Consider the following 19941-nt stretch of genomic DNA (forward strand, 5'->3'; position numbering starts at 1 on the left):
TACAAGGACATATCTCGCAAATGACCATATTTGGTTTTTTTATACTGTACCACCTTTATCAACTATGATCATATCTCCATTTTTTCATTACAAACCTTTTTGGATCTGGTGCTGTAAATTCCATGCTAAATTTTTCGAAGTCAACATATTTGATTGTATAATTGTATCCTACATTTCTGATGAACAAGGAAACTATTATTCAGATAATATTAATAAAATGTATGCAACGGTTTTATTTCAGAAACCGCCTGATGCCGACAACAGTGATGATTTTGAACATTATAGTGATTATTATGATCTGCATCGTTATACCTGTGATATGGATAAGCTCGGCAATGAGGAATTGTTTAAAATTCGTGAGGATTTTTATAAATACAATTCCTGGGATTCCTATGCTGAATATGAAACAGGTACTTCTTATCGTTATGAAGTGAACAGTATATATGTAAACCCAAACGATCAAACATTTGTTCCGCACGAAATAGAAGTGATCAAGGGAAAGAGAGTTGTGGATGAAGACGGTAATGAGATCGAACCGAAAGATGCTGTAACAGAAAAAATAGTCATTGATTTTGATGACAGCAATTACCAATTAATAAATAATAAAGTCCTTCAATCAGAAATAGATAATGGTGAAGCCGTATATCCTGCGTTTAACGGCGTATACTTTTCACCATGGCATAATAACTATAAGGAGTTCGTTGATGCGCTCAGGGATTATCAAACCATTCCGAATGATAGGGATAAGTATGAACGGAAGGCTAAGTATGAAGATTTTTTAGCTCTAAAGGAAGATATGGAGATCAAAAACGGTGCATTTAATTTAGGTAAAATTGAAGATACAATAAAAGTTAATGATCAGGAATTTGATTACGTTACATATTATACATTTGAACCGATACTTAAAAACCAAAAGTATGTATTTATCCGTTGTTTGATTGACTATTTTTTATTATTAACTATTATCTCCCTGATATACAGTGTGGTCAAAAGCTTCCTCAACAAGGCTTCCCACGCTATGGAGGACTATCAGCGGACTCTCACCAATAAACTCGCCAACGACCTGAAAACTCCACTTGCGGCCATTGGTGACTATGCCGAAAACCTCATTGAACAGCGCAAGGACAGCGCAGACGAAAAGGAGTTGCGTTATCTCGGCTCGATAAAGGAGAACGTTGCCTATACCGACTCTATGATAAAAAAGACTCTTAAACTCGCCGAGATAGATAAAATGCAGAAGCTTGTGATAAGTAAGGTAAGCTTGCGCGATATCACCGAAAATGCCTTCGGGAAGTACAGATTACAGCTTGAAGAGAGGAACATAACCCTCAGCATCAACGGCGACACCACTGTCGAAGCAGAGGAAGCTACAATAACCGATGCGATCGAGAACCTCGTTTCCAATGCGGTGAAATACACACGCAAAGACGGATGCATAACTGTCAATATACAGGATAGAGAATACCGCATTACAAACGATGTTACCCAAAAAATCGATACAAGTGAGCTAAAAAAACCTTTCGTCAAGGGAGACTCATCACGTCATGACAAAAACAGCAGCGGACTCGGACTCTCTATAGCTGAAAGTGCCCTCAACAGAAACGGATACAGGCTTACCATCTCCTGCGACGATTCACAATTCACAGCAGTTGTAAAGCTGTAATAATCGTTCCGATAAAGCCGTTGCAGGAACAGTATATAAGCGAATAATAAGGAGGTGTAAATATGAAAGTTAACCGCTTCACAAAATTCCTCGATAAGCGCAAAAGAAGAACGTTCAAAAACATTTTTCCGTGGTGTATGGTAATAGTTCTGATAGCATCGGCAATAGGTGCAAGGCGCATTGAAGCACATGATCTTGAACTAATTACAGAAAAATACACAGATTATGTTGAGAATATACATTCAAGAAATATTGAAATTATAAATGAACTAAGTGAATCCGGGGATATTGAAATTACTGATATAAATTTTGATGCATTTCTCGTAAGCCATAGTTATCGAGGTTTTGCTGAAGTAAGTTCCAGTGCTGATATATTCGGAATTTCTATTATGAGTCTTGATACAGAGATAATAAGCTGGATCGCTCATGAACTTGCAAAAAAAGGCGCTGATCTTGATTTTTTATGCGGTAATTTTATATTGGGTTCAGTTATATACAGTAAGGATATTGCAGCCGATAATTCAAAAGAAGTGATCTTTATCAAGTCTGAACCGACTGATAAAAATACAAATAAGTATCATACGATTCTGAACAACTTGTATACTTGTGATTTAGAGAGTCTCGGAAACAAAAAGCTTACAGCCTATTGCATAAAGAAGAGACTATTTGATGATCGTTCAATGCAGACAGGTGAATATTATGATTACAAAATAAAAAGCGCCTATGTCAATCGATCGGACCATACATTTATCCCGCACGAAGTTGAACTATCTACAGGGAAAATGCACTATTATGACGAGCCAACAGAGGACGGCATAATTGCTGAACCCATAGATATAGTAGTAACAGATACCATTTTCATAGACTGCGACGACAGCAATTATGAACTTATTGAACGCAAGGATACATATTATGATCCCGAAAAATATGATGAGCCACCCACAGGTTGGACAACGATGTTCTGCAACTCCGATAAGGAGTTCTGTAATAATATCAAAAACTATTATTATACACGCGAGAAGTATATTCAGGCTCGTGAAGAAGCAGATTCAATGGGAACTGCTGTAGATGAAACTCTTGTCAGAGAATACGGCAATTATGAAGAATGGTATAGCTTAAATCTGCGCTATAACCCGAATATAGCCAAAGCCGCTAACGTTATTGATTATAATGGACAGAAGCTCGTTTACATTACTTACTACAGGACACTGCCTGATAATATCTATATACTCGCCAAGGTGATCTTTATATTTGATTTTATCGTATTATTCATTCTGTTAACCATAATTGCCCTGATATACAGTGCGGTCAAAGGCTTCCTGAACAAGACTTCCTGCGCTATGGAGGACTATCAGCGTACTCTAACCAATAACCTCGCCCACGACCTGAAAACTCCACTTGCAGCTATAGGCGGATATGCCGAAAATCTCATTGACCAGCGCAAGGACATTGCAGACGAAAAGGAAATGCGATATCTCGGCTCGATAATGGAGAACGTCGCCTATACCGACTCTATGATAAAAAAGACTCTTAAGCTCGCCGAGATCGAAAAAATGCAGAAGCGTGTGATAAGTAAGGTAAGCTTGCGCAGTCTCACCGAAAACGCCTTTGAGAAGTACAGATTACAGCTTGAAGAACGTAAGATAACTCTAAGCATTGAAGGTAATTACGGTATAAATGCTGAGGAAGCTACATTGACCGATGCGATCGAGAACCTCGTTTCCAATGCGGTGAAATACACACCCAAAGGCGGAAGCATCAGCGTCACTATGAAAAACAGCGAATACCGCATAACAAACGATGTTACCCGTAAGGTCGATATCAAGGGACTTAAAAAGCCTTTTGTCAAGGGTGATGCCTCACGTCACGACAAAAACAGCAGCGGACTCGGACTCTCTATAGCTGACACCGCTTTAAGGAGAAACGGCTATAAACTAAAGCTTTCCTGTGACGATTCATGCTTTAGTGCATGGATAAAGCTATAAATAAAAACGGCATATCGTTATGATATGCCGTTCAGCTTTTCAAAAAAGAATGGTTTTATCAGGGAACGCCCTCTCTTGCAGGGCGTTCCCTCTTTCAAAACAGTCCACCGGACTGTTTTGAAATTCACCCTTTGCGGGGCGCTTTGTAGATTGAGGGGCGTTGCCCCTCTAACCCCACCAAAGGCTCTGCCTTTGGAATCCGCTAAAGGGATGGTATCCCTTTAGAATCCCCAAATTATTTTACATCTGAGCGTTGAAGAGAGCTGAGAGCTCGTATACAACGTCGTCGTTATCTGCGTCGATATAGACAGCCTCATTTATGGACGAGAGTTCCTTAAGAGAATCTATCTGCTCGTTGTAGCCTATAGTGTAGATCGGTATGCCGTAGTGATTAACTATACCTGCCGAAGTCTTGAAATCAACTCCGCGGTTGCACATTCCGTCACTGAGTACGAATATCATAGTCTTGGCTTCGGGCATATCCTGCTTTGCCTTGTTTATCATGTCTATACCTACAAGCAGTGCGTCATATGTAGCAGTATTTCCGCCTGCACGAAGATTCTCGACTGCACCTGCAAAGTAGGAACGCTGTTCCAGTCCGAACTCACCGATCGGAAGCTCGAGTGTTACATCATCGCTGTATGAAAGAAGTCCAATATGGTTCTCAGCCTTTATGTTCTTGGAGGCTTCAAGGAGTGACTCCTTGAGTCTGAGAAGCGGATCGCCGTTCATACTTCCCGAAACGTCGGCAATGAAGAGTGCGATAGTCGGAGTACCCGAATCTTTTTCCTGCTTCCAGAGACGCTGTGCGTTCATGATGTCGGAACCGCTTATCTGCTTTGTATTGTAGCTGTAGCTCTCGTCCGGATCGAATCCGTACTTCTTTGCAAGCGACTGTGACTGATCGTTAAGTGCATAGTCAACGAACTTCTGTAAAGCTTCACGCTGGTCAGCTGAAAGGTCACCGACGCTGTAAAGAGGATTGCTGTGTTTATAGCCGAAAGGTATGAAATCGTAAGAGCCTTTGAGTACAGGACTGTTTGTGTATGCCTGATACTCAACAACGCCTGCCTGTAATGTACCGTTCTGCATAGCGTTTACCATCTGGTCGGTAGTGTAGCATACGAAGGGAATGCCCTTCTGAAGCTGCTGGAACTTTGAAACAGCACCCTGGCTGAGCATATCGTTTCCGTCGAAATACTGAAGAGCATTTACGAGGAAGTTAAGTCCTGTAGCGGAAGTATAGGGGTAAGTGTAACCCATTTGAAGCTCGCCGTCCACTACTGAATCAACTACGGTTTCAAAAGTTACCGAACCGTACTTGCTCTGTATTTCGGAAGATGCTGTACGTGAAATAGCGATGCCTGCTGTATTGGATACGAGAGATTCTGCCGCAAGATCAAGCTTTGCGCCCTGTGCGACAGCAAGCTCTCCGAAGAGAGTGTTTGAAGGAGTATAAGCCTGCGGAACATAAACGTTATTGGATATGTAATCGGATGAAGCTCCCGAAGGTATGCTTCTTACGCTTATTGATACCGTCTTGCCGTTTGAAAGCTTGTTGTTCTGAGAATTGAACTGCTGTGCTATCTCGTTGAGCCAGCCGTTGTTATTCTTTCCTGCCTTTTCGGAGGTCGAGAATATCTCGATGTCAACATCGCCTGTACCCTCTACCGTAAGAGGATATTTTGTTTCGATATTAGGAAGATTTGCAGCAGCCTTGTCGGAGTAATCAACTGTACCCTGACGCTTTGTAGCTGTTTTTACCTTGATGTCCTTAAGGGACTTTGTAAGTACCTGTTCGGGATTATCGATAGTGATATTGCTTGCCGAACCCCTTGGCTCGTTCCTGTTATCCTTAACAGGCTTTGAGATAAGAGCTATCATGATAGCCATTGTTGCGATAACTCCGACAACTGCTATCAGAAGCGGTGCTTTGCTTGATTTCATTATTCATTTACCTCTCTTTCAAGTTCTTTCCTGTATTCTCTTATGGAATCTATAATGAGATTGAGCGATTTTACCTCGGATTTGCCCGAATCATCGCCTGTAAGCTGTGAAGCTTCGATCAGCAGATTCGTATAGTCGTTAAGTATCTTCTCATTTCGTCCCGTAAGCTCTCTCAGGTAAGCTCTGTGCATGTTTATCTCATCCTGACGTGATGCAGCCTGGAGAATTGCCGAACGCTTCATGAAAAGCGTCATATTGTTCAGCATGACCGATTCAACGTCCTGATTTACAACCTCATAGACGCCTCCGCTGGAGGTTATGGCATCGAGAGCTTCGGACTTCTTCTTATAGAGCTCCCACTGTTCGATCATACGAGATGCCTCCTGACGGCACAGCGGATAGTTCTTAAGGTTCTTCATGACTTCAAGGTAGTCCTTGGGTTCATTGAGATTATCAAATGTCTGCTCGTTGATGACGTAGGAAGGCTGGAAGGCTTTCTTTCCCGTGGAAGCAAGCTTGATGAAGTAATAGTTGCCTCCGCTGAGAAGCGACATAAGCACCAGCACGAAAGCTATAGAAGCTCCCGTTGAATCCCCTATTCCCGCCGCTCCGTAGAGCAATGCTCCCGAAAGAGCAACGATCAGATTGAAGATTATCTGTCCCGTGTATTTTTTCATAGCAGTTTTTTCACCCCGATCAGCTTTAAAGCTGTATTATTATCCTATACATTATATACTATTTTTACATGATTGTCAATCTTGTATACAAATTTATTCGGTTATCAGTGCGCAGAGATCAGAAAGCAGAAAGCAGTGATTTCTGAAAGGAACGCCGCTATTGACATATTCTCATCTTCATGATATAATGTTATATTATGTGTTAGTATGCTCGAATGGCACCTGCACACCACCTTATGTTATTTTTACCTGTCGCTTCCAAACAGGTATATTGGAGGAATAAACAATGAATATCGATTTCAAAAGCTATGAACCCAAGTGGCAGAAGAAATGGGAGACTGCCAATGTTTTCGGCGCTGAGGACAACAGCTCAAAGCCGAAATTCTACGGACTCGTTGAGTTCCCATATCCAAGCGGTGCAGGTATGCACGTTGGTCACATCAAGGCTTATGCAGGTCTTGAAGCAGTTTCAAGAAAACGCCGCATGGAAGGCTATAACGTACTCTTCCCTATCGGCTTCGATGCTTTCGGACTTCCTGCCGAAAACTACGCTATAAAGACCAATACTCACCCGAGAGTCGTTACCGATAAGAATATCGCTCATTTCACAGAGCAGATGAAACGTGTGGGATTCTCCTTCGACTGGAACCGCGTTATCGATACTACAGATGAGGACTACTATAAGTGGACTCAGTGGATATTCCTCAAAATGTTCGAGAATGGTCTCGTTTTCCGTGACAAGACTATGGTCAACTACTGTCCTTCCTGCAAGGTCGTTCTCTCAAACGAGGACAGCCAGGGCGGAAAGTGCGATATCTGCCACAGCGACATCGTACAGAAGTCAAAGGAAGTATGGTACCTCCGCATCACAAGATACGCTGATAAGCTCCTTGAAGGACTTGAAGAGGTGGATTACCCCGAGAACATCAAGGCTCAGCAGAAAAACTGGATAGGACGTTCCGAGGGTGCATTCGTAAACTTCGGCATCAGCGGAAATGACGAAAAAATAAAGGTATACACAACACGTCCCGACACTCTCTTCGGCGTTACTTTCCTGGTAATCGCTCCCGAGCATCCGCTCATCGAGAAGTGCGCTTCAATGATAAAGAATATGGACGCTGTAAACGCTTACAAGGACGAGTGCGCTAAGAAGAGCGAATTCGAGCGTACTCAGCTCAACAAGGACAAGACAGGCGTAAAGCTTGAAGGTCTTACTGCTGTGAACCCTGTAAACGGCGAGGAAGTTCCCGTATTCATCGCTGACTATGTTATGGTCGGCTACGGTACAGGTGCTATCATGGCTGTTCCTGCTCACGACCAGCGTGACTACGACTTCGCAAAGAAGTTCGGCATTGATATCCGCGAGGTAATACTCGGCGGCGATATCTCCAAGGAGGCTTATGCAGGCGACGGCGAAATGGTCAACTCAGGCTTCCTCAACGGCTACAACAACAAGAAGGACTCTATCAAGCGCATGATAGAGGAGCTTGAAAAGAACGGCACAGGCGAAGCTGCCGTACAGTATAAAATGAAGGAATGGGCATTCAACCGTCAGCGTTACTGGGGCGAGCCTATCCCGATAGTTCACTGCCCGAGCTGCGGAATGGTTGCTGTTCCTTACGAGGAGCTCCCTCTCCGTCTGCCTGATGTTGAGAACTTCCAGCCCGGTGAGGACGGTCAGTCCCCTCTGGCTAAGATAGATTCATTCGTTAACTGCAAGTGCCCAAAGTGCGGCGGCGATGCAAAGAGAGAGACCGATACAATGCCTCAGTGGGCAGGTTCTTCATGGTACTTCCTCAGATACATCGATCCTCACAATGACAAGGCTCTCGCAGATCCAGAAAAGCTGAAATACTGGATGCCTGTAGACTGGTATAACGGCGGAATGGAGCATGTTACAAGACATATGATCTATTCACGCTTCTGGCACCACTTCCTCTACGATATCGGTGCAGTTCCAACATTTGAGCCTTACAAGAAGAGAAGTGCTCAGGGACTCATCCTCGGTCCTGACGGAAGCAAGATGAGCAAGTCCAAGGGCAACGTTGTTGATCCCCTTGAAATAGTTGACCGCTTCGGTGCGGATACTCTCAGAACTTACGTACTCTTTATGGGCGAATACAGCGCAGCTATCCCGTGGAGCGACAGCTCACTCAGAGGCTGCAAGCGCTTCCTCGACCGTGTGGCTAACCTTTCGGAATCTGTTCAGGACGCTCCCGTAAGCGGACTTGAAAGCAAGCTCCACAAGACTATCAAGAAGGTATCCGACGATATAGAGAAGATGAAGTACAACACAGCTATCGCTGCTCTCATGACATTCATGAACGATGCCGAGGCTGAAGGCAGCATCGGCAAGGAACAGTACCTCACTATGCTCAAGCTCCTTTGTCCTTTTGCTCCGCATCTCTGCGAGGAGATATGGGAGAGCTTCGGCGGCGAAGGCTTCATATCAGTTGCACAGTGGCCTTCATATGATGAAGCAAAGCTTGTTGATGACGAAGTTGCTATCGCTGTACAGGTAAACGGTAAGCTCAAGGCTACTGTAAACGTACCTACAGACTGCGAAGAAAGCGTTGCTGTTGAAGCTGCAAAGGCTGACGAAAAGGTCGCTGCGGCTATCGAGGGCAAGAACATCATCAAGACCATTTACAGAGCAAACAAGATACTGAGCTTCGTTGTTAAATAAGCTCACAGACAGATGTTAAAATTTCTCCCTGCCATAAACAGGGAGAAATTTTCTTACTGACGGCATTCCGTACATTCCGGCGCTGCCGACAGCTTACACTAAGGAGGATAAATATGCTTGAACTAAAAGGTATCAAAAAGGATTACCTTGCAGGTGAAAACACCGTCCACGCTCTGAAGGGTATAGACCTTTCATTCCGCAAATCGGAATTCGTGGCGATACTCGGTCCCTCGGGATGCGGCAAGACTACTATGCTCAACATCATCGGCGGACTCGACCAGTACACAGAGGGCGACCTCATCATCAACGGCAGGTCCACAAAGGACTTCAGGGACAGGGACTGGGATGCCTACCGAAACCACTCCATCGGCTTCGTTTTCCAGAGCTATAACCTCATCCCTCACCAGACCGTTCTCCAGAACGTTGAGCTTGCACTGACTCTTTCGGGCGTATCAAAGTCGGAGCGCCGTGAACGTGCAAAAAAAGCTCTTGAACAAGTGGGACTGGGCAATCAGCTCAACAAGCGTCCCTCGGAGATGTCGGGCGGACAGATGCAGCGTGTGGCTATCGCCCGTGCTATAGTTAACGATCCCGATATCATCCTTGCCGACGAGCCAACAGGTGCCCTTGATACAAAGACCAGCGTTCAGGTAATGGATATACTGAAGAATATCGCCAAGGACAGACTGGTAATCATGGTAACTCATAACCCCGACCTTGCAGAAGAGTACGCTACACGTACAGTTCGTATGCTGGACGGCGTTATACAGGAGGACACGATGCCCCTTACCGAGGAAGAAACAGCCTCAGAAGCAGAATCCGACAAGTCAACCGCCGAAACAAGCAAGGGCAGAAAGAAAAAGCCTTCCATGTCCTTCGGTACCTCTCTCGGACTTTCACTGAAAAACCTCTTCACCAAAAAGGGACGTACAATGCTCACCTCCTTCGCAGGAAGCATCGGTATCATCGGTATAGCTCTTATCTACTCGGTGTCACAGGGCTTTCAGAACTACATCGATGCGATACAGGAGGAAACACTTTCTTCCTATCCCCTTACTATCGAGCAGACAAATACCGACCTCTCCTCAATTATGGAGACCTTCATGAAACACGGAAAAGAGGAGTCCGACCACGAAATGGACGGCGTCTACAAGCGTTCATCGGTATATGAGATAGTCAACGCCTTCAACGATACGGAAGGCAACGAGAACGACCTCCGCTCCTTCAAGGCTTTCGTCGAGAAGGAAAAAAGCGACGAAAATTCTTCCCTTCACGAGGCTCTCAACGGAGTTCAGTATTCCTACGATTACGATATGCTGGTCTATACCAAGAACGTTGACGGCAGTATCATCATCTCCGATGCTCAGCAGCTTATGAGCGAACTTATCGCCGAAAGCATGAACATCGATATGTCCATGATGAGCGGCGCCTCTTCTTCACCTATGATGGGCGGCGGTATGATGACGAGCAATACCGCAGGAAAGCTCTGGCAGGAAATGCTCTCGGGCAGGAACGGAGAACTCATAAGTCCCCTTATCGAGAAGCAGTACGACCTTGTGTACGGCTCATGGCCTACAAGCTACGATGAGATAGTTCTCGTCCTTGACAGCAGCAATCAGCTCAACGACCTTGCACTTTACGCTCTCGGTCTTGAACCCAAGGAAGAGATAGACACTATCATGGATGCCGCTATGAATGGCAAGACACTGGGCGAGTTCAAGCAGAAAAAATGGAGCTATCAGGAAGTGTGCGATTCAGAGTACAGGGTAGTCCTCAACTCCGACTGCTACAGCTACGATGAAGCTACGGGACTCTACACCGACCTCCGCGAGACAGATACCGGTCTTCAGTACCTCTACGATAAGGGACTACCCGTAAAGATATCGGGTATCATCCGTCCCGACGAGGACGCTACAGCCGCTATGCTCACAGGTTCTATCGGCTATACAAAAGAGCTTACCGAGTATATAATCAGCAATTCCCGTGAAGCTGATGTCATCAAAGCACAGCTTGATACTCCCGATAAGGACGTTATCAGCGGACTTCCTTTCAAGTCCAATACAGGTACTCTCTCCGACGATGAAAAGGAGGAGGTATTCCGCAAATACATCGGCTCTATGAACCAGCAGGATAAGATTGCTGTATTCATGCAGCTCAGCACTATCCCCTCAGAAGCGGAATTGCAGAAAATGACTGCCGACAGTCTGAACAACGCCAAGCGTGAGGATATGGAAAACGCTATGATACAGATGATGTCACAGCAGATGAGCATGTCCGAAAACGATATAAAGAACTACCTTAAAAATATGTCGGACGATGATATCAAAAACGTCTACACTATGGCAGTTCAGGAGCAGATAAAGGCTCAGTACGCACAGGAAGCCGCAAAGGGACTTGCAGCAATGAAGCCCGAAGACATGATAAAGGGACTCGATGCCCTCATGCAGTCCATGTCCACCGCAGACTGCGCTTACTACTATGACCAGATAATGGAGTTCTCCTCCTCTACCTACGAGGATAATCTCCGCTCAATGGGATATATCGACCTTGATGAACCTTCCGCAGTTAACCTCTACGCTTCATCCTTCGAGAACAAGGACGTTATCGAGGACGCTATCAGTGACTACAACGAGGGCAAGGACGAGATGCAGCAGATAAAGTACACCGACTATGTAGGCATAATGATGAGCGGTATAACAACAATCATCAACGCCATAACCTATGTACTCATTGCATTCGTCAGCATTTCGCTCATCGTTTCGTCTATCATGATAGGAGTTATAACACTTATCTCGGTACAGGAACGTACAAAGGAGATAGGTATACTCCGTGCCATAGGTGCTTCAAAGAGGAACGTAAGCAACATGTTCAATGCAGAAACGATGCTTATCGGTTTCTCCTCGGGACTTCTCGGAGTCATCATCTCGGCGCTCCTGACTATACCGATAAATGCGATAATCAAGGCTCTTACAGGTATAACGAACCTACGGGCAGTTCTTCCTCTTCCCGCAGCTCTGATACTCATTACTATCAGCGTACTTCTCACCCTTATCTCGGGACTTATCCCGTCAAGAAGCGCTGCCAAGAAGGATCCTGTTGTCGCACTGAGAACAGAATAATATTGACAAATACCTCCCTTCTGCTGTATAATACTATTGCTCCACCAACTAACTCCTGAATTTTCTTGCTTGTCCCGAAAGCGAAATACTTCGTCAGAAAGCCTTGCAATACGTCAGTATTCCTGTGCCTTTCTTCCTTGCCTTTCGCTTACGGTTCTGCGCCATAATTCTTCAAGAGTTAGTTAGTGGAGCAATAAAACAGGAGGGATTTTTCTATGAACAACATAAAGATCGCCAATGAAACTATCGAGATCACAAAGGCAGGTCAGTATCAGCTTGACGGCAGAACAATAAAGCTCACAACTTCCGAACCGGAAGCTGTAAAGGTATATTCTCCCGATGCAGGTGCAAAGCTGCTGGAAAAATATTCATCCGCAGAAAAAACAGGAGACATGTGCAGCATAACCGTTACTACAGAGGACTCCTACGCGGCGGCTTCACGCTTTGAACATCCCCTTGTAATGAATTTCGCCAACGCTCACAGTGTAGGCGGCGGATTCCGACTCGGTGCAAACGCTCAGGAAGAAGCCCTTTGCAGGTGCAGCACACTTTATGCTTCTATCTCCTCTGATGCCGCATCCGAAATGTATAAATACAACAACACTCACATCAACGCTGTTGAATCCGACTATATGCTCCTTTCGGACAATGTATGCGTTTTCAGGGACCATAAATGCAACCTTACCGACTCCCCTTTCAGCGTCGGCGTAATAACTCTCCCTGCACCCAATAAAAGAGGTGCGGCAATATTCGCATCGGGCAAAAAGATAAACGAGACTATCCTCCGCCGTATCCGCATAATGCTGTGTATCGCTGTGGAAAACGGCTACCGTTCACTAATCCTCGGTGCATGGGGATGCGGTGCCTTCGGCAATTCTCCCGATGACGTTTCAAAGGCGTTCAGGACCGCACTCTGCGATGACGGTCTCGGCAGGTATTTCAGCGATGTATGCTTTGCGATATACGGTCCCGAGGACGGAAAGAACTTCCTTGCCTTCCGCAATACATTCCCCGAATGATACATGCTATTTTAAAGGATTTGACAAAAGTCCACTGATGATGTAAAATAATAACAGGCGCTGTTATTCAGTGCTAATATAATAACGGAGGTGCTTTTAATGAGCAAAATTAACGATTTTCTTACTGAGGCAGGAATATTCTTCCTTGCAACTACCGACGGCAACCAGCCTAAGCTCCGTCCCCTCGGCGCACACCTTGATATGGATGAAAAGGTCATATTCGGAATAGGCGATTTCAAGGACGTCTACAAACAGCTCCTGGCTAATCCTCTCTGTGAGATAGTTGCCTGCAAATCAAACGGACATTGGCTCCGCTATACGGGAAAAGCTGTTTTTGAAACAGATGAAAAGTACGCAAATGCTATTCTGGCAGGTGCTCCCGAGCTCAAAGCTCTCTACAACGAAACAACAGGCAAGAAAATGATGACTTTCCACCTCGAGAATGCTACCGCAGTTGATATCGACGTTATGGGCGACGGCGAATCCCTTATCTGAATGTAGTTTTACAGCCTCCTGTTATTGCATACAGGGGGCTTTTTGTACATAAAAAAACAATGAAACCATTAATTCGGGGATTCTAAAGGGATGCTATCCCTTTAGCGGAGTCCAGAGGCGGCGCCTCTGGCAGGTGCAGGGCAGAGCCCTGCGATACGAAGCGCCCAGCAAAGGGTGAATTTCAAAACAGTCCGGTGGACTGTTTTGAAAGAGGGAACGCCCTGCAAGAGAGGGCGTTCCCTGATGAATCCATACTTTTTTGACAAGCTGAACCTCCTGTTATTGCATACAGGAGGCTTTTTTGTACATAAATAAACATTGAAATCCCATATCGGACGTGATATAATTGTCTTATCTTATTTTTGAAAGGATGGATCTAATGAAAAAACTATTATCACTGGCTGCCGCAGTCTCTATGCTCACCAATATGCCATTTACCTTTGCAAAAGCCGAAGACTCCGCAGCTGTCCCCGTTAAACTCGATAAAGCTGTTTACGACCAGCTTATTGAATACTGCTTTGCCGATGAAAACCTCGACGGCATCGTTACGGAAGAGGAATTCAAAAACACGGTATTTGGATCATTTGATCTTGAAAACATTTCCGACCTGTCATTCCTTAAAGAAATGAAAAAGCTTGAATGTCTCGATCTCAGAGGCGGTGATTTCACCGATCTTTCTTTTCTTGCAGAAATGGATTCTATCAGGGAGCTTTACCTTACAGGAGTTCCCATTACCGATATATCCTTTGCAAAGGATATGGACCTCAGACGTATGCACATCTCCGATATGGACCAGATAACCGATCAGCAGAAAATCGATATCATTAAATGGACGGACGATGTTACTGTTGAAAAGAACTTCGAGGCTATTGTCGGCGGTTCACCTATCGGACTCTTCCTCGGACAGGATGTAAATATTGAGATATCAGGCGACAGCGCTCTGAACCTGCGTAAATCAAAGGACACCGCATGTTCAGCCTTCGGATATAAAGAAGGCGAGTCCACCTATACCGTGACTTATAACGGAAAGGAGATTCACAGCGGTAAAATAACTGTTGTGGACTCAACTCCCGAAGATCCTCCGCTTACAGGAAAAGATCCCGTAAGCATAACTTCGGTAGTAGAAAAACCGGGACTTGAAGATTTTCCCGAATATACGCTCTCGAGCTTAGGCGGAAATGCAGTAATATCAGATAACAAGCTTTACAAATACGATCATATGGATTCGTTTATTATGCAGTATGATGACATAGTTACAGCAGCGCAGGATGCAATATGGATCGGTAGTTCCACATTATACAGGAACTTGGTTATCAAAACAGACGGAAGCATTTATTTCGGCGATAATAAGGTCAACCATAACGGCTCTGAGATAGTCGATATACAGAATCAACGTATGATCTCGGAAGATAATAAACTATACGGACTTACTTACTCGGACGGTGAATATTCTACATACCTGATAACCGATGATTTCAAAGGCTTCATCGAAAACCCGAATAAATTCAGTACGACCGTATATGAGGACAACAGCGGAGAAATGATAGATCTGGACGGCAATTATCATACTGGTATCATGAACGTTAAAAGCGGTTTCGGTAATTTTTATATCGACGAAAACGATGTGCTCTGGAAATACAGCAGCAAAAGTGCGGAAAAAATCGCTGAGAACGTGGAATCTGTAGGCTATCACTACTATCTGAACAATCAAAGCTACAATTCAGACCATACTTCCTACGATGACGTTTACATAACCTTCGACGGCAAAGCACATCTTGCCGATAACGGTAAAGTTGTGGAGCTTAAGGACAATCCGACCTACTATAAGGATTCCGACTTTTTCTATCTCGGATTAAACATCATAAGAGGCGACAGGATGAACGTCATCAAAAATTACATCATTACAGATGATGATGTTCTTACCCTCAATCTTCTGGGACAGACAAAGTCCATTACCCACGTAAAGCGATACCTTTTCAACTACATAAATGAGGAACAGGACAAGGTATCTGTCTATTTCACAAGGACCGATGATACGCTCTGGAGATACAGTACAGAGGACGGAAAATTCGCTCAGGTCGACCTCAGCAGTATCGGCACTGAAATAAAGGGCGATGTCAATAAGGACGGAAATACGGACGAAAATGACCTTATTTGCCTTAACGATTTCCTGCTTTGCAAAACAAAGTCCCTTGCAGGTTCGGGAGACATAAACGAAGACGGTAAAATAAACAGCTTTGATATCGCTGCACTGCGTACTCTCATTGCCGAAAATAAAAACTGATAAGCCGTCCATATTTTACAATCAGCGGTAAAAAATGTAATTTTTGCCTTTTTATTGCAATTTCTGCGGTTTTGTGTTATAATAGTGATGTAATAAACATATGCTCAATAACCGTCTTAAGGCAGTTATTGATAATCCACTAATTATACCGAGGTGAGACGTTATGAATGAAAGCTATGAAAAAAGTATCGCTTCCTATCTGTTCTCTCAGCACGAGGAAAACTTCGAGCATACTTCCTTCGATCGCGAGATCGCTTTCTACGAGAGTATCTGCTCAGGTAACATGGAGCTCGTAAAGGTCTTTATGCAGCCGCTCTTCTTTGAGGGATGCGGTATCCTCAGCGACGATCCCCTCAGAAACCTTAAATACCACCTTATCGTACTTGCCGCACTCATTGCCCGTGCATGCATTAACGGCGGTATGACTCCCGAGGATTCATACAGTCTCAGCGACTATTATATAAATAAGACCGATAAAGCTTCTACCGAAAAAGAGATACGCGCTATCCACCTTGAAATGATCGAGGGTTATACCAATAAGATGCGTAACGTAAAACTCAGCGGCATCTGCTCAAAACAGATAGTCCACGCTATCGAGTACATTATAACACGCCTTCACAGCAGGATACTCCTTGAAGACGCTGCCGAGCATCTTAAGATAAGCTCTGCTTACCTCTCACGGCTTTTCAAGAACGAAACGGGTATGGCTTTCAGCGAATACGTAAACAAGCTTAAGATCGAAGAAGCTTCATCGCTCCTTCTCTTTACCGAGTATACGGACCTTGAAATAAGCAATCTGCTCTGTTTCAGTTCGCAGAGCCACTTCATAAAAGTGTTCAAAAAATTCACGGGTTCAACCCCGAAGGAATACAAAAAACAGTATCAGCTGAGCCATATAATGCCCGAACTGAAATAACAAATAAACATAACTTTAACAGCCGTTGGAACGCTCCGACGGCTGTTTTTTTCTGCTGATACATCATGATTATGCTATTTTTAGCAATAATATAATATACTTATTTTCCTCTTGCGGGTATTATAATTATAGGAAATATTGAAAACGATGCCGCATTGCAAGCACTCAGCGGCTGTCAATACCAACTGAAAGGGGCTAATCAGCATGAAAAAATCATTCAAAAAATTAGCTGCAGCTTTAGCTGCATTTACCATGATATCAGCAGCAGCCTACGGCGGAAGTCTTTCCGCCAATGCTGCCGATCAGAGCGCAACTGCCTGGGGCGATGCCAATCTTGACAAGGAAGTCGGTCTTTCTGATGCTCTCCTCATCCTCCAGTACCTTGCGAACTCTCAAAAATACCCCCTCCAGCCTCAGGGACTGGTGAACGCAGATGTGTACCTCAACGGCGACGGTATAACAGCAAATGATTCGCTTACCCTCCAGCGCTATGATGCAAAACTCATCTCCGTTCTCCCTGAATCTTACATGAATCCTGGTCAGGCAAACGGCGATCAGCCCGTGCAGACGACACCTCCCGTTGTCTACACACAGCCTGTTCAGGTTCAGACAACTACAGTGATCGTTACAACAGCGGCTCCTGTTACTACTGCTGCTCCTGTTGTTAACCCCACTTCAAATATCAAGGACTATGGTACCGCTATGAACGCAAACGCTACTATGGTCGAGGATTTCCGTGACGGCTCATCGAAGTATTTCATTGCTTCCGACGGCTGGGAGAACGGCGATCCTTTCGACTGTGGCTGGTACAAGTCCCAGACTTCTCTCGACACAGGCTGCCTGACTCTCTCTATCGATAAGGACAAAACAGGCAAGTACAACTACGCAGGTGCCGAGTACAGAACAAACGACTTCTATCACTATGGCTATTACGAGACTTCAATGCAGGCTATCAAGAATGACGGCGTTGTTTCCTCATTCTTCACCTACACAGGTCCTTCTGATGACAATCCGTGGGACGAGATAGATATCGAAGTCCTCGGTAAGGATACCAGAAAGGTACAGTTCAACTACTATACACAGGGACAGGGCAAACACGAGTTCATGTACGATCTCGGCTTCGATGCTTCCGAGGGTTATCATACCTACGGCTTCGACTGGCAGCCCGACCACATCACATGGTACGTTGACGGCAAGCCTGTTTACACTGCAAACAGCAATATCCCCACGACCGCAGGCAAGATAATGATGAACACATGGCCGGGACGCGGCGTTGACGGCTGGCTCAACCACTACAACGGCAATACACCTCTTACAGCACGTTATCAGTGGGTAACTTACAACCAGTCGGGACCTGCAAACGGCAACAACAACAACAACAACAACAATAACAACAATAACAACAATAATAACAACCAGCCTAATCCATGGGAACAGTGGCAGCAGCCCGATCCCAACCAGAACAACAACAACAACAACAACAACAATAACAACCAGCCTAATCCCTGGGAACAGTGGCAGCAGCCGGATCCAAACCAGAACAACAACAACAACAACAATAATAACAACAATCAGCAGTCAGGCACAGACTACATGGATGCTACAGCAGACCTCGTAGCTGACTTCAGAAAGGGTTCAACTCCAACATTCATCGCTTCCGACGGCTGGGAGAACGGCGATCCTTTCGACTGCGGCTGGTACAAGTCCCAGACTTCCCTCGACACAGGCTGCCTGACTCTCTCTATCGACAAGGACAAAACAGGCAAGTACAACTACGCAGGTGCCGAGTACAGAACTACAGATTTCTACCACTACGGCTACTATGAGACTTCCATGAAGGCTATCAAGAATGACGGTGTTGTTTCCTCATTCTTCACTTACACAGGACCTTCCGATAATAACCCCTGGGACGAGATAGACATCGAGATCCTCGGTAAGGACACTACAAAGGTACAGTTCAACTACTACACCAACGGTCAGGGCGGTCACGAGTACATGTACGACCTCGGATTCGATTCATCCAAGGAGTTCCACAGATTCGGCTTCGACTGGCAGCCTGACCACATCACATGGTACGTTGACGGCAAGCCTGTTTACACTGCAAACAGCAACATTCCAAAGACAGCAGGCAAGATCATGATGAACACATGGCCGGGACGCGGCGTTGACGAGTGGCTCGCTCACTACAACGGCAATACTCCTCTCACAGCTTACTACGAGTGGGTAACATACAAGAAGAGCGGTTCATCAAACAACAATAACAACAACAATAATCAGCAGCAGCAGAATCCGTGGGAACAGTGGCAGCAGCCCGATCCCAACCAGAACAACAACAACCAGCAGCAGAACCCCTGGGAACAGTGGCAGCAGCCCGATCCTAACCAGAACAATAACAATAACAACAATCAGCAGTCCGGTACAGACTACATGGACGCTACTGCAAACCTCGTAGCTGATTTCAGAAAGGGTTCAACTCCTACATTCATCGCTTCCGACGGCTGGGAGAACGGCGATCCATTCGACTGCGGCTGGTACAAGTCCCAGACTTCCCTCGACACAGGCTGCCTGACTCTCTCTATTGACAAGGACAAAACAGGCAAGTACAACTATGCAGGTGCCGAGTACAGAACTACAGATTTCTACCACTACGGCTACTACGAGACTTCCATGAAGGCTATCAAGAATGACGGTGTTGTTTCCTCATTCTTCACCTACACAGGACCTTCCGATAATAACCCCTGGGACGAGATAGACATCGAGATCCTCGGTAAGGACACTACAAAGGTACAGTTCAACTACTACACCAACGGTCAGGGCGGTCACGAGTACATGTACGACCTCGGATTCGATTCATCTAAGGAGTTCCACAGATTCGGCTTCGACTGGCAGCCCGATCACATCACATGGTACGTTGACGGCAAGCCTGTTTACACTGCAAACAGCAACATTCCTAAGACAGCCGGCAAGATCATGATGAACACATGGCCGGGACGCGGTGTTGACGAGTGGCTCGCTCACTACAACGGAAATACTCCTCTTACAGCATATTATGAATGGGTAACTTACAAGAAAAAATAATGTAAGACATCAACTCCTTTTATCATTGCGGCGCACAGTTTCTTAACTGTGCGTCGTTTTTTTATGTCTCAT

Annotated in this window: 11 protein-coding genes; 9 read left to right on the forward strand and 2 right to left on the reverse strand. The window is 45.1% G+C overall.

From position 1 onward, the window contains the following. Positions 1 to 217 precede the first annotated feature (217 nt). Both BT127_RS04150 and BT127_RS04155 read left to right on the forward strand, forming a co-directional pair. The gene (locus BT127_RS04150; protein WP_175541909.1) at positions 218 to 1663 is read left to right on the forward strand and encodes a sensor histidine kinase; all 1446 of its coding nucleotides are present in this window, start codon (positions 218 to 220) and stop codon (positions 1661 to 1663) included. 62 nt (positions 1664 to 1725) lie between these two features. After that, positions 1726 to 3648, forward strand: a complete 1923-nt coding sequence (locus tag BT127_RS04155) for a sensor histidine kinase (RefSeq protein WP_075423768.1) — start codon at positions 1726 to 1728, stop codon at positions 3646 to 3648. 240 nt (positions 3649 to 3888) lie between these two features. On the opposite strand, the gene BT127_RS04160 is transcribed toward BT127_RS04155, so the two are convergent. Next, positions 3889 to 5595, reverse strand: coding sequence for a vWA domain-containing protein (locus BT127_RS04160; RefSeq protein WP_075423769.1), 1707 nt, complete (start codon positions 5593 to 5595; stop codon positions 3889 to 3891). Continuing rightward, entirely contained in the window at positions 5595 to 6272 is a 678-nt protein-coding gene (locus BT127_RS04165) for a hypothetical protein (protein WP_075423770.1), read from the reverse strand. Before BT127_RS04165 ends, BT127_RS04160 begins: the two co-directional genes overlap by 1 nt. Positions 6273 to 6558: 286 nt before the next feature. Between BT127_RS04165 and leuS the strand changes: the two genes are divergently transcribed. The 7 genes from leuS to bglS all read left to right on the forward strand — a co-directional run bounded on the left by leuS (position 6559) and on the right by bglS (position 19869). Then, positions 6559 to 8958, forward strand: coding sequence for a leucine--tRNA ligase (leuS, locus tag BT127_RS04170; protein WP_075423771.1), 2400 nt, complete (start codon positions 6559 to 6561; stop codon positions 8956 to 8958). 113 nt (positions 8959 to 9071) lie between these two features. Then, positions 9072 to 12077: an ABC transporter ATP-binding protein/permease gene (locus BT127_RS04175; RefSeq protein ID WP_075423772.1), complete on the forward strand. Its 3006-nt coding sequence runs from the start codon at positions 9072 to 9074 to the stop codon at positions 12075 to 12077. A 215-nt stretch (positions 12078 to 12292) separates the two neighbouring features. Then, the gene (locus BT127_RS04180) at positions 12293 to 13096 is read left to right on the forward strand and encodes a TIGR02452 family protein (protein WP_075423773.1); all 804 of its coding nucleotides are present in this window, start codon (positions 12293 to 12295) and stop codon (positions 13094 to 13096) included. A 99-nt stretch (positions 13097 to 13195) separates the two neighbouring features. Then, positions 13196 to 13591, forward strand: coding sequence for a pyridoxamine 5'-phosphate oxidase family protein (locus BT127_RS04185; RefSeq protein WP_075423774.1), 396 nt, complete (start codon positions 13196 to 13198; stop codon positions 13589 to 13591). A 379-nt stretch (positions 13592 to 13970) separates the two neighbouring features. Further along, positions 13971 to 15875 (forward strand): dockerin type I domain-containing protein, encoded by a 1905-nt coding sequence (locus BT127_RS04190; RefSeq protein ID WP_075423775.1) that lies wholly within the window; start codon positions 13971 to 13973, stop codon positions 15873 to 15875. A 163-nt stretch (positions 15876 to 16038) separates the two neighbouring features. Then, positions 16039 to 16791: a helix-turn-helix domain-containing protein gene (locus tag BT127_RS04195; protein WP_075423776.1), complete on the forward strand. Its 753-nt coding sequence runs from the start codon at positions 16039 to 16041 to the stop codon at positions 16789 to 16791. Positions 16792 to 16995: 204 nt separating this feature from the next. Next, a complete protein-coding gene (gene bglS, locus BT127_RS17405) occupies positions 16996 to 19869 on the forward strand; it encodes a beta-glucanase (RefSeq protein ID WP_502687135.1) in 2874 nt (957 codons plus the stop codon). Positions 19870 to 19941 lie beyond the last annotated feature (72 nt).

This window comes from Ruminococcus sp. XPD3002 (assembly GCA_900119535.1).
Classification (GTDB): Bacteria; Bacillota; Clostridia; order Oscillospirales; family Ruminococcaceae; genus Ruminococcus; species Ruminococcus flavefaciens_H.

Coding starts and splice junctions, on each gene's coding strand:
- BT127_RS04150 (WP_175541909.1), top strand. CDS start 218: ATGTATGCAACGGTTTTATTTCAGAAACCGCCTGATGCCGACAACAGT.
- BT127_RS04155 (WP_075423768.1), top strand. CDS start 1,726: ATGAAAGTTAACCGCTTCACAAAATTCCTCGATAAGCGCAAAAGAAGA.
- BT127_RS04160 (WP_075423769.1), bottom strand. CDS start 5,595: ATGAAATCAAGCAAAGCACCGCTTCTGATAGCAGTTGTCGGAGTTATC.
- BT127_RS04165 (WP_075423770.1), bottom strand. CDS start 6,272: ATGAAAAAATACACGGGACAGATAATCTTCAATCTGATCGTTGCTCTT.
- leuS (WP_075423771.1), top strand. CDS start 6,559: ATGAATATCGATTTCAAAAGCTATGAACCCAAGTGGCAGAAGAAATGG.
- BT127_RS04175 (WP_075423772.1), top strand. CDS start 9,072: ATGCTTGAACTAAAAGGTATCAAAAAGGATTACCTTGCAGGTGAAAAC.
- BT127_RS04180 (WP_075423773.1), top strand. CDS start 12,293: ATGAACAACATAAAGATCGCCAATGAAACTATCGAGATCACAAAGGCA.
- BT127_RS04185 (WP_075423774.1), top strand. CDS start 13,196: ATGAGCAAAATTAACGATTTTCTTACTGAGGCAGGAATATTCTTCCTT.
- BT127_RS04190 (WP_075423775.1), top strand. CDS start 13,971: ATGAAAAAACTATTATCACTGGCTGCCGCAGTCTCTATGCTCACCAAT.
- BT127_RS04195 (WP_075423776.1), top strand. CDS start 16,039: ATGAATGAAAGCTATGAAAAAAGTATCGCTTCCTATCTGTTCTCTCAG.
- bglS (WP_502687135.1), top strand. CDS start 16,996: ATGAAAAAATCATTCAAAAAATTAGCTGCAGCTTTAGCTGCATTTACC.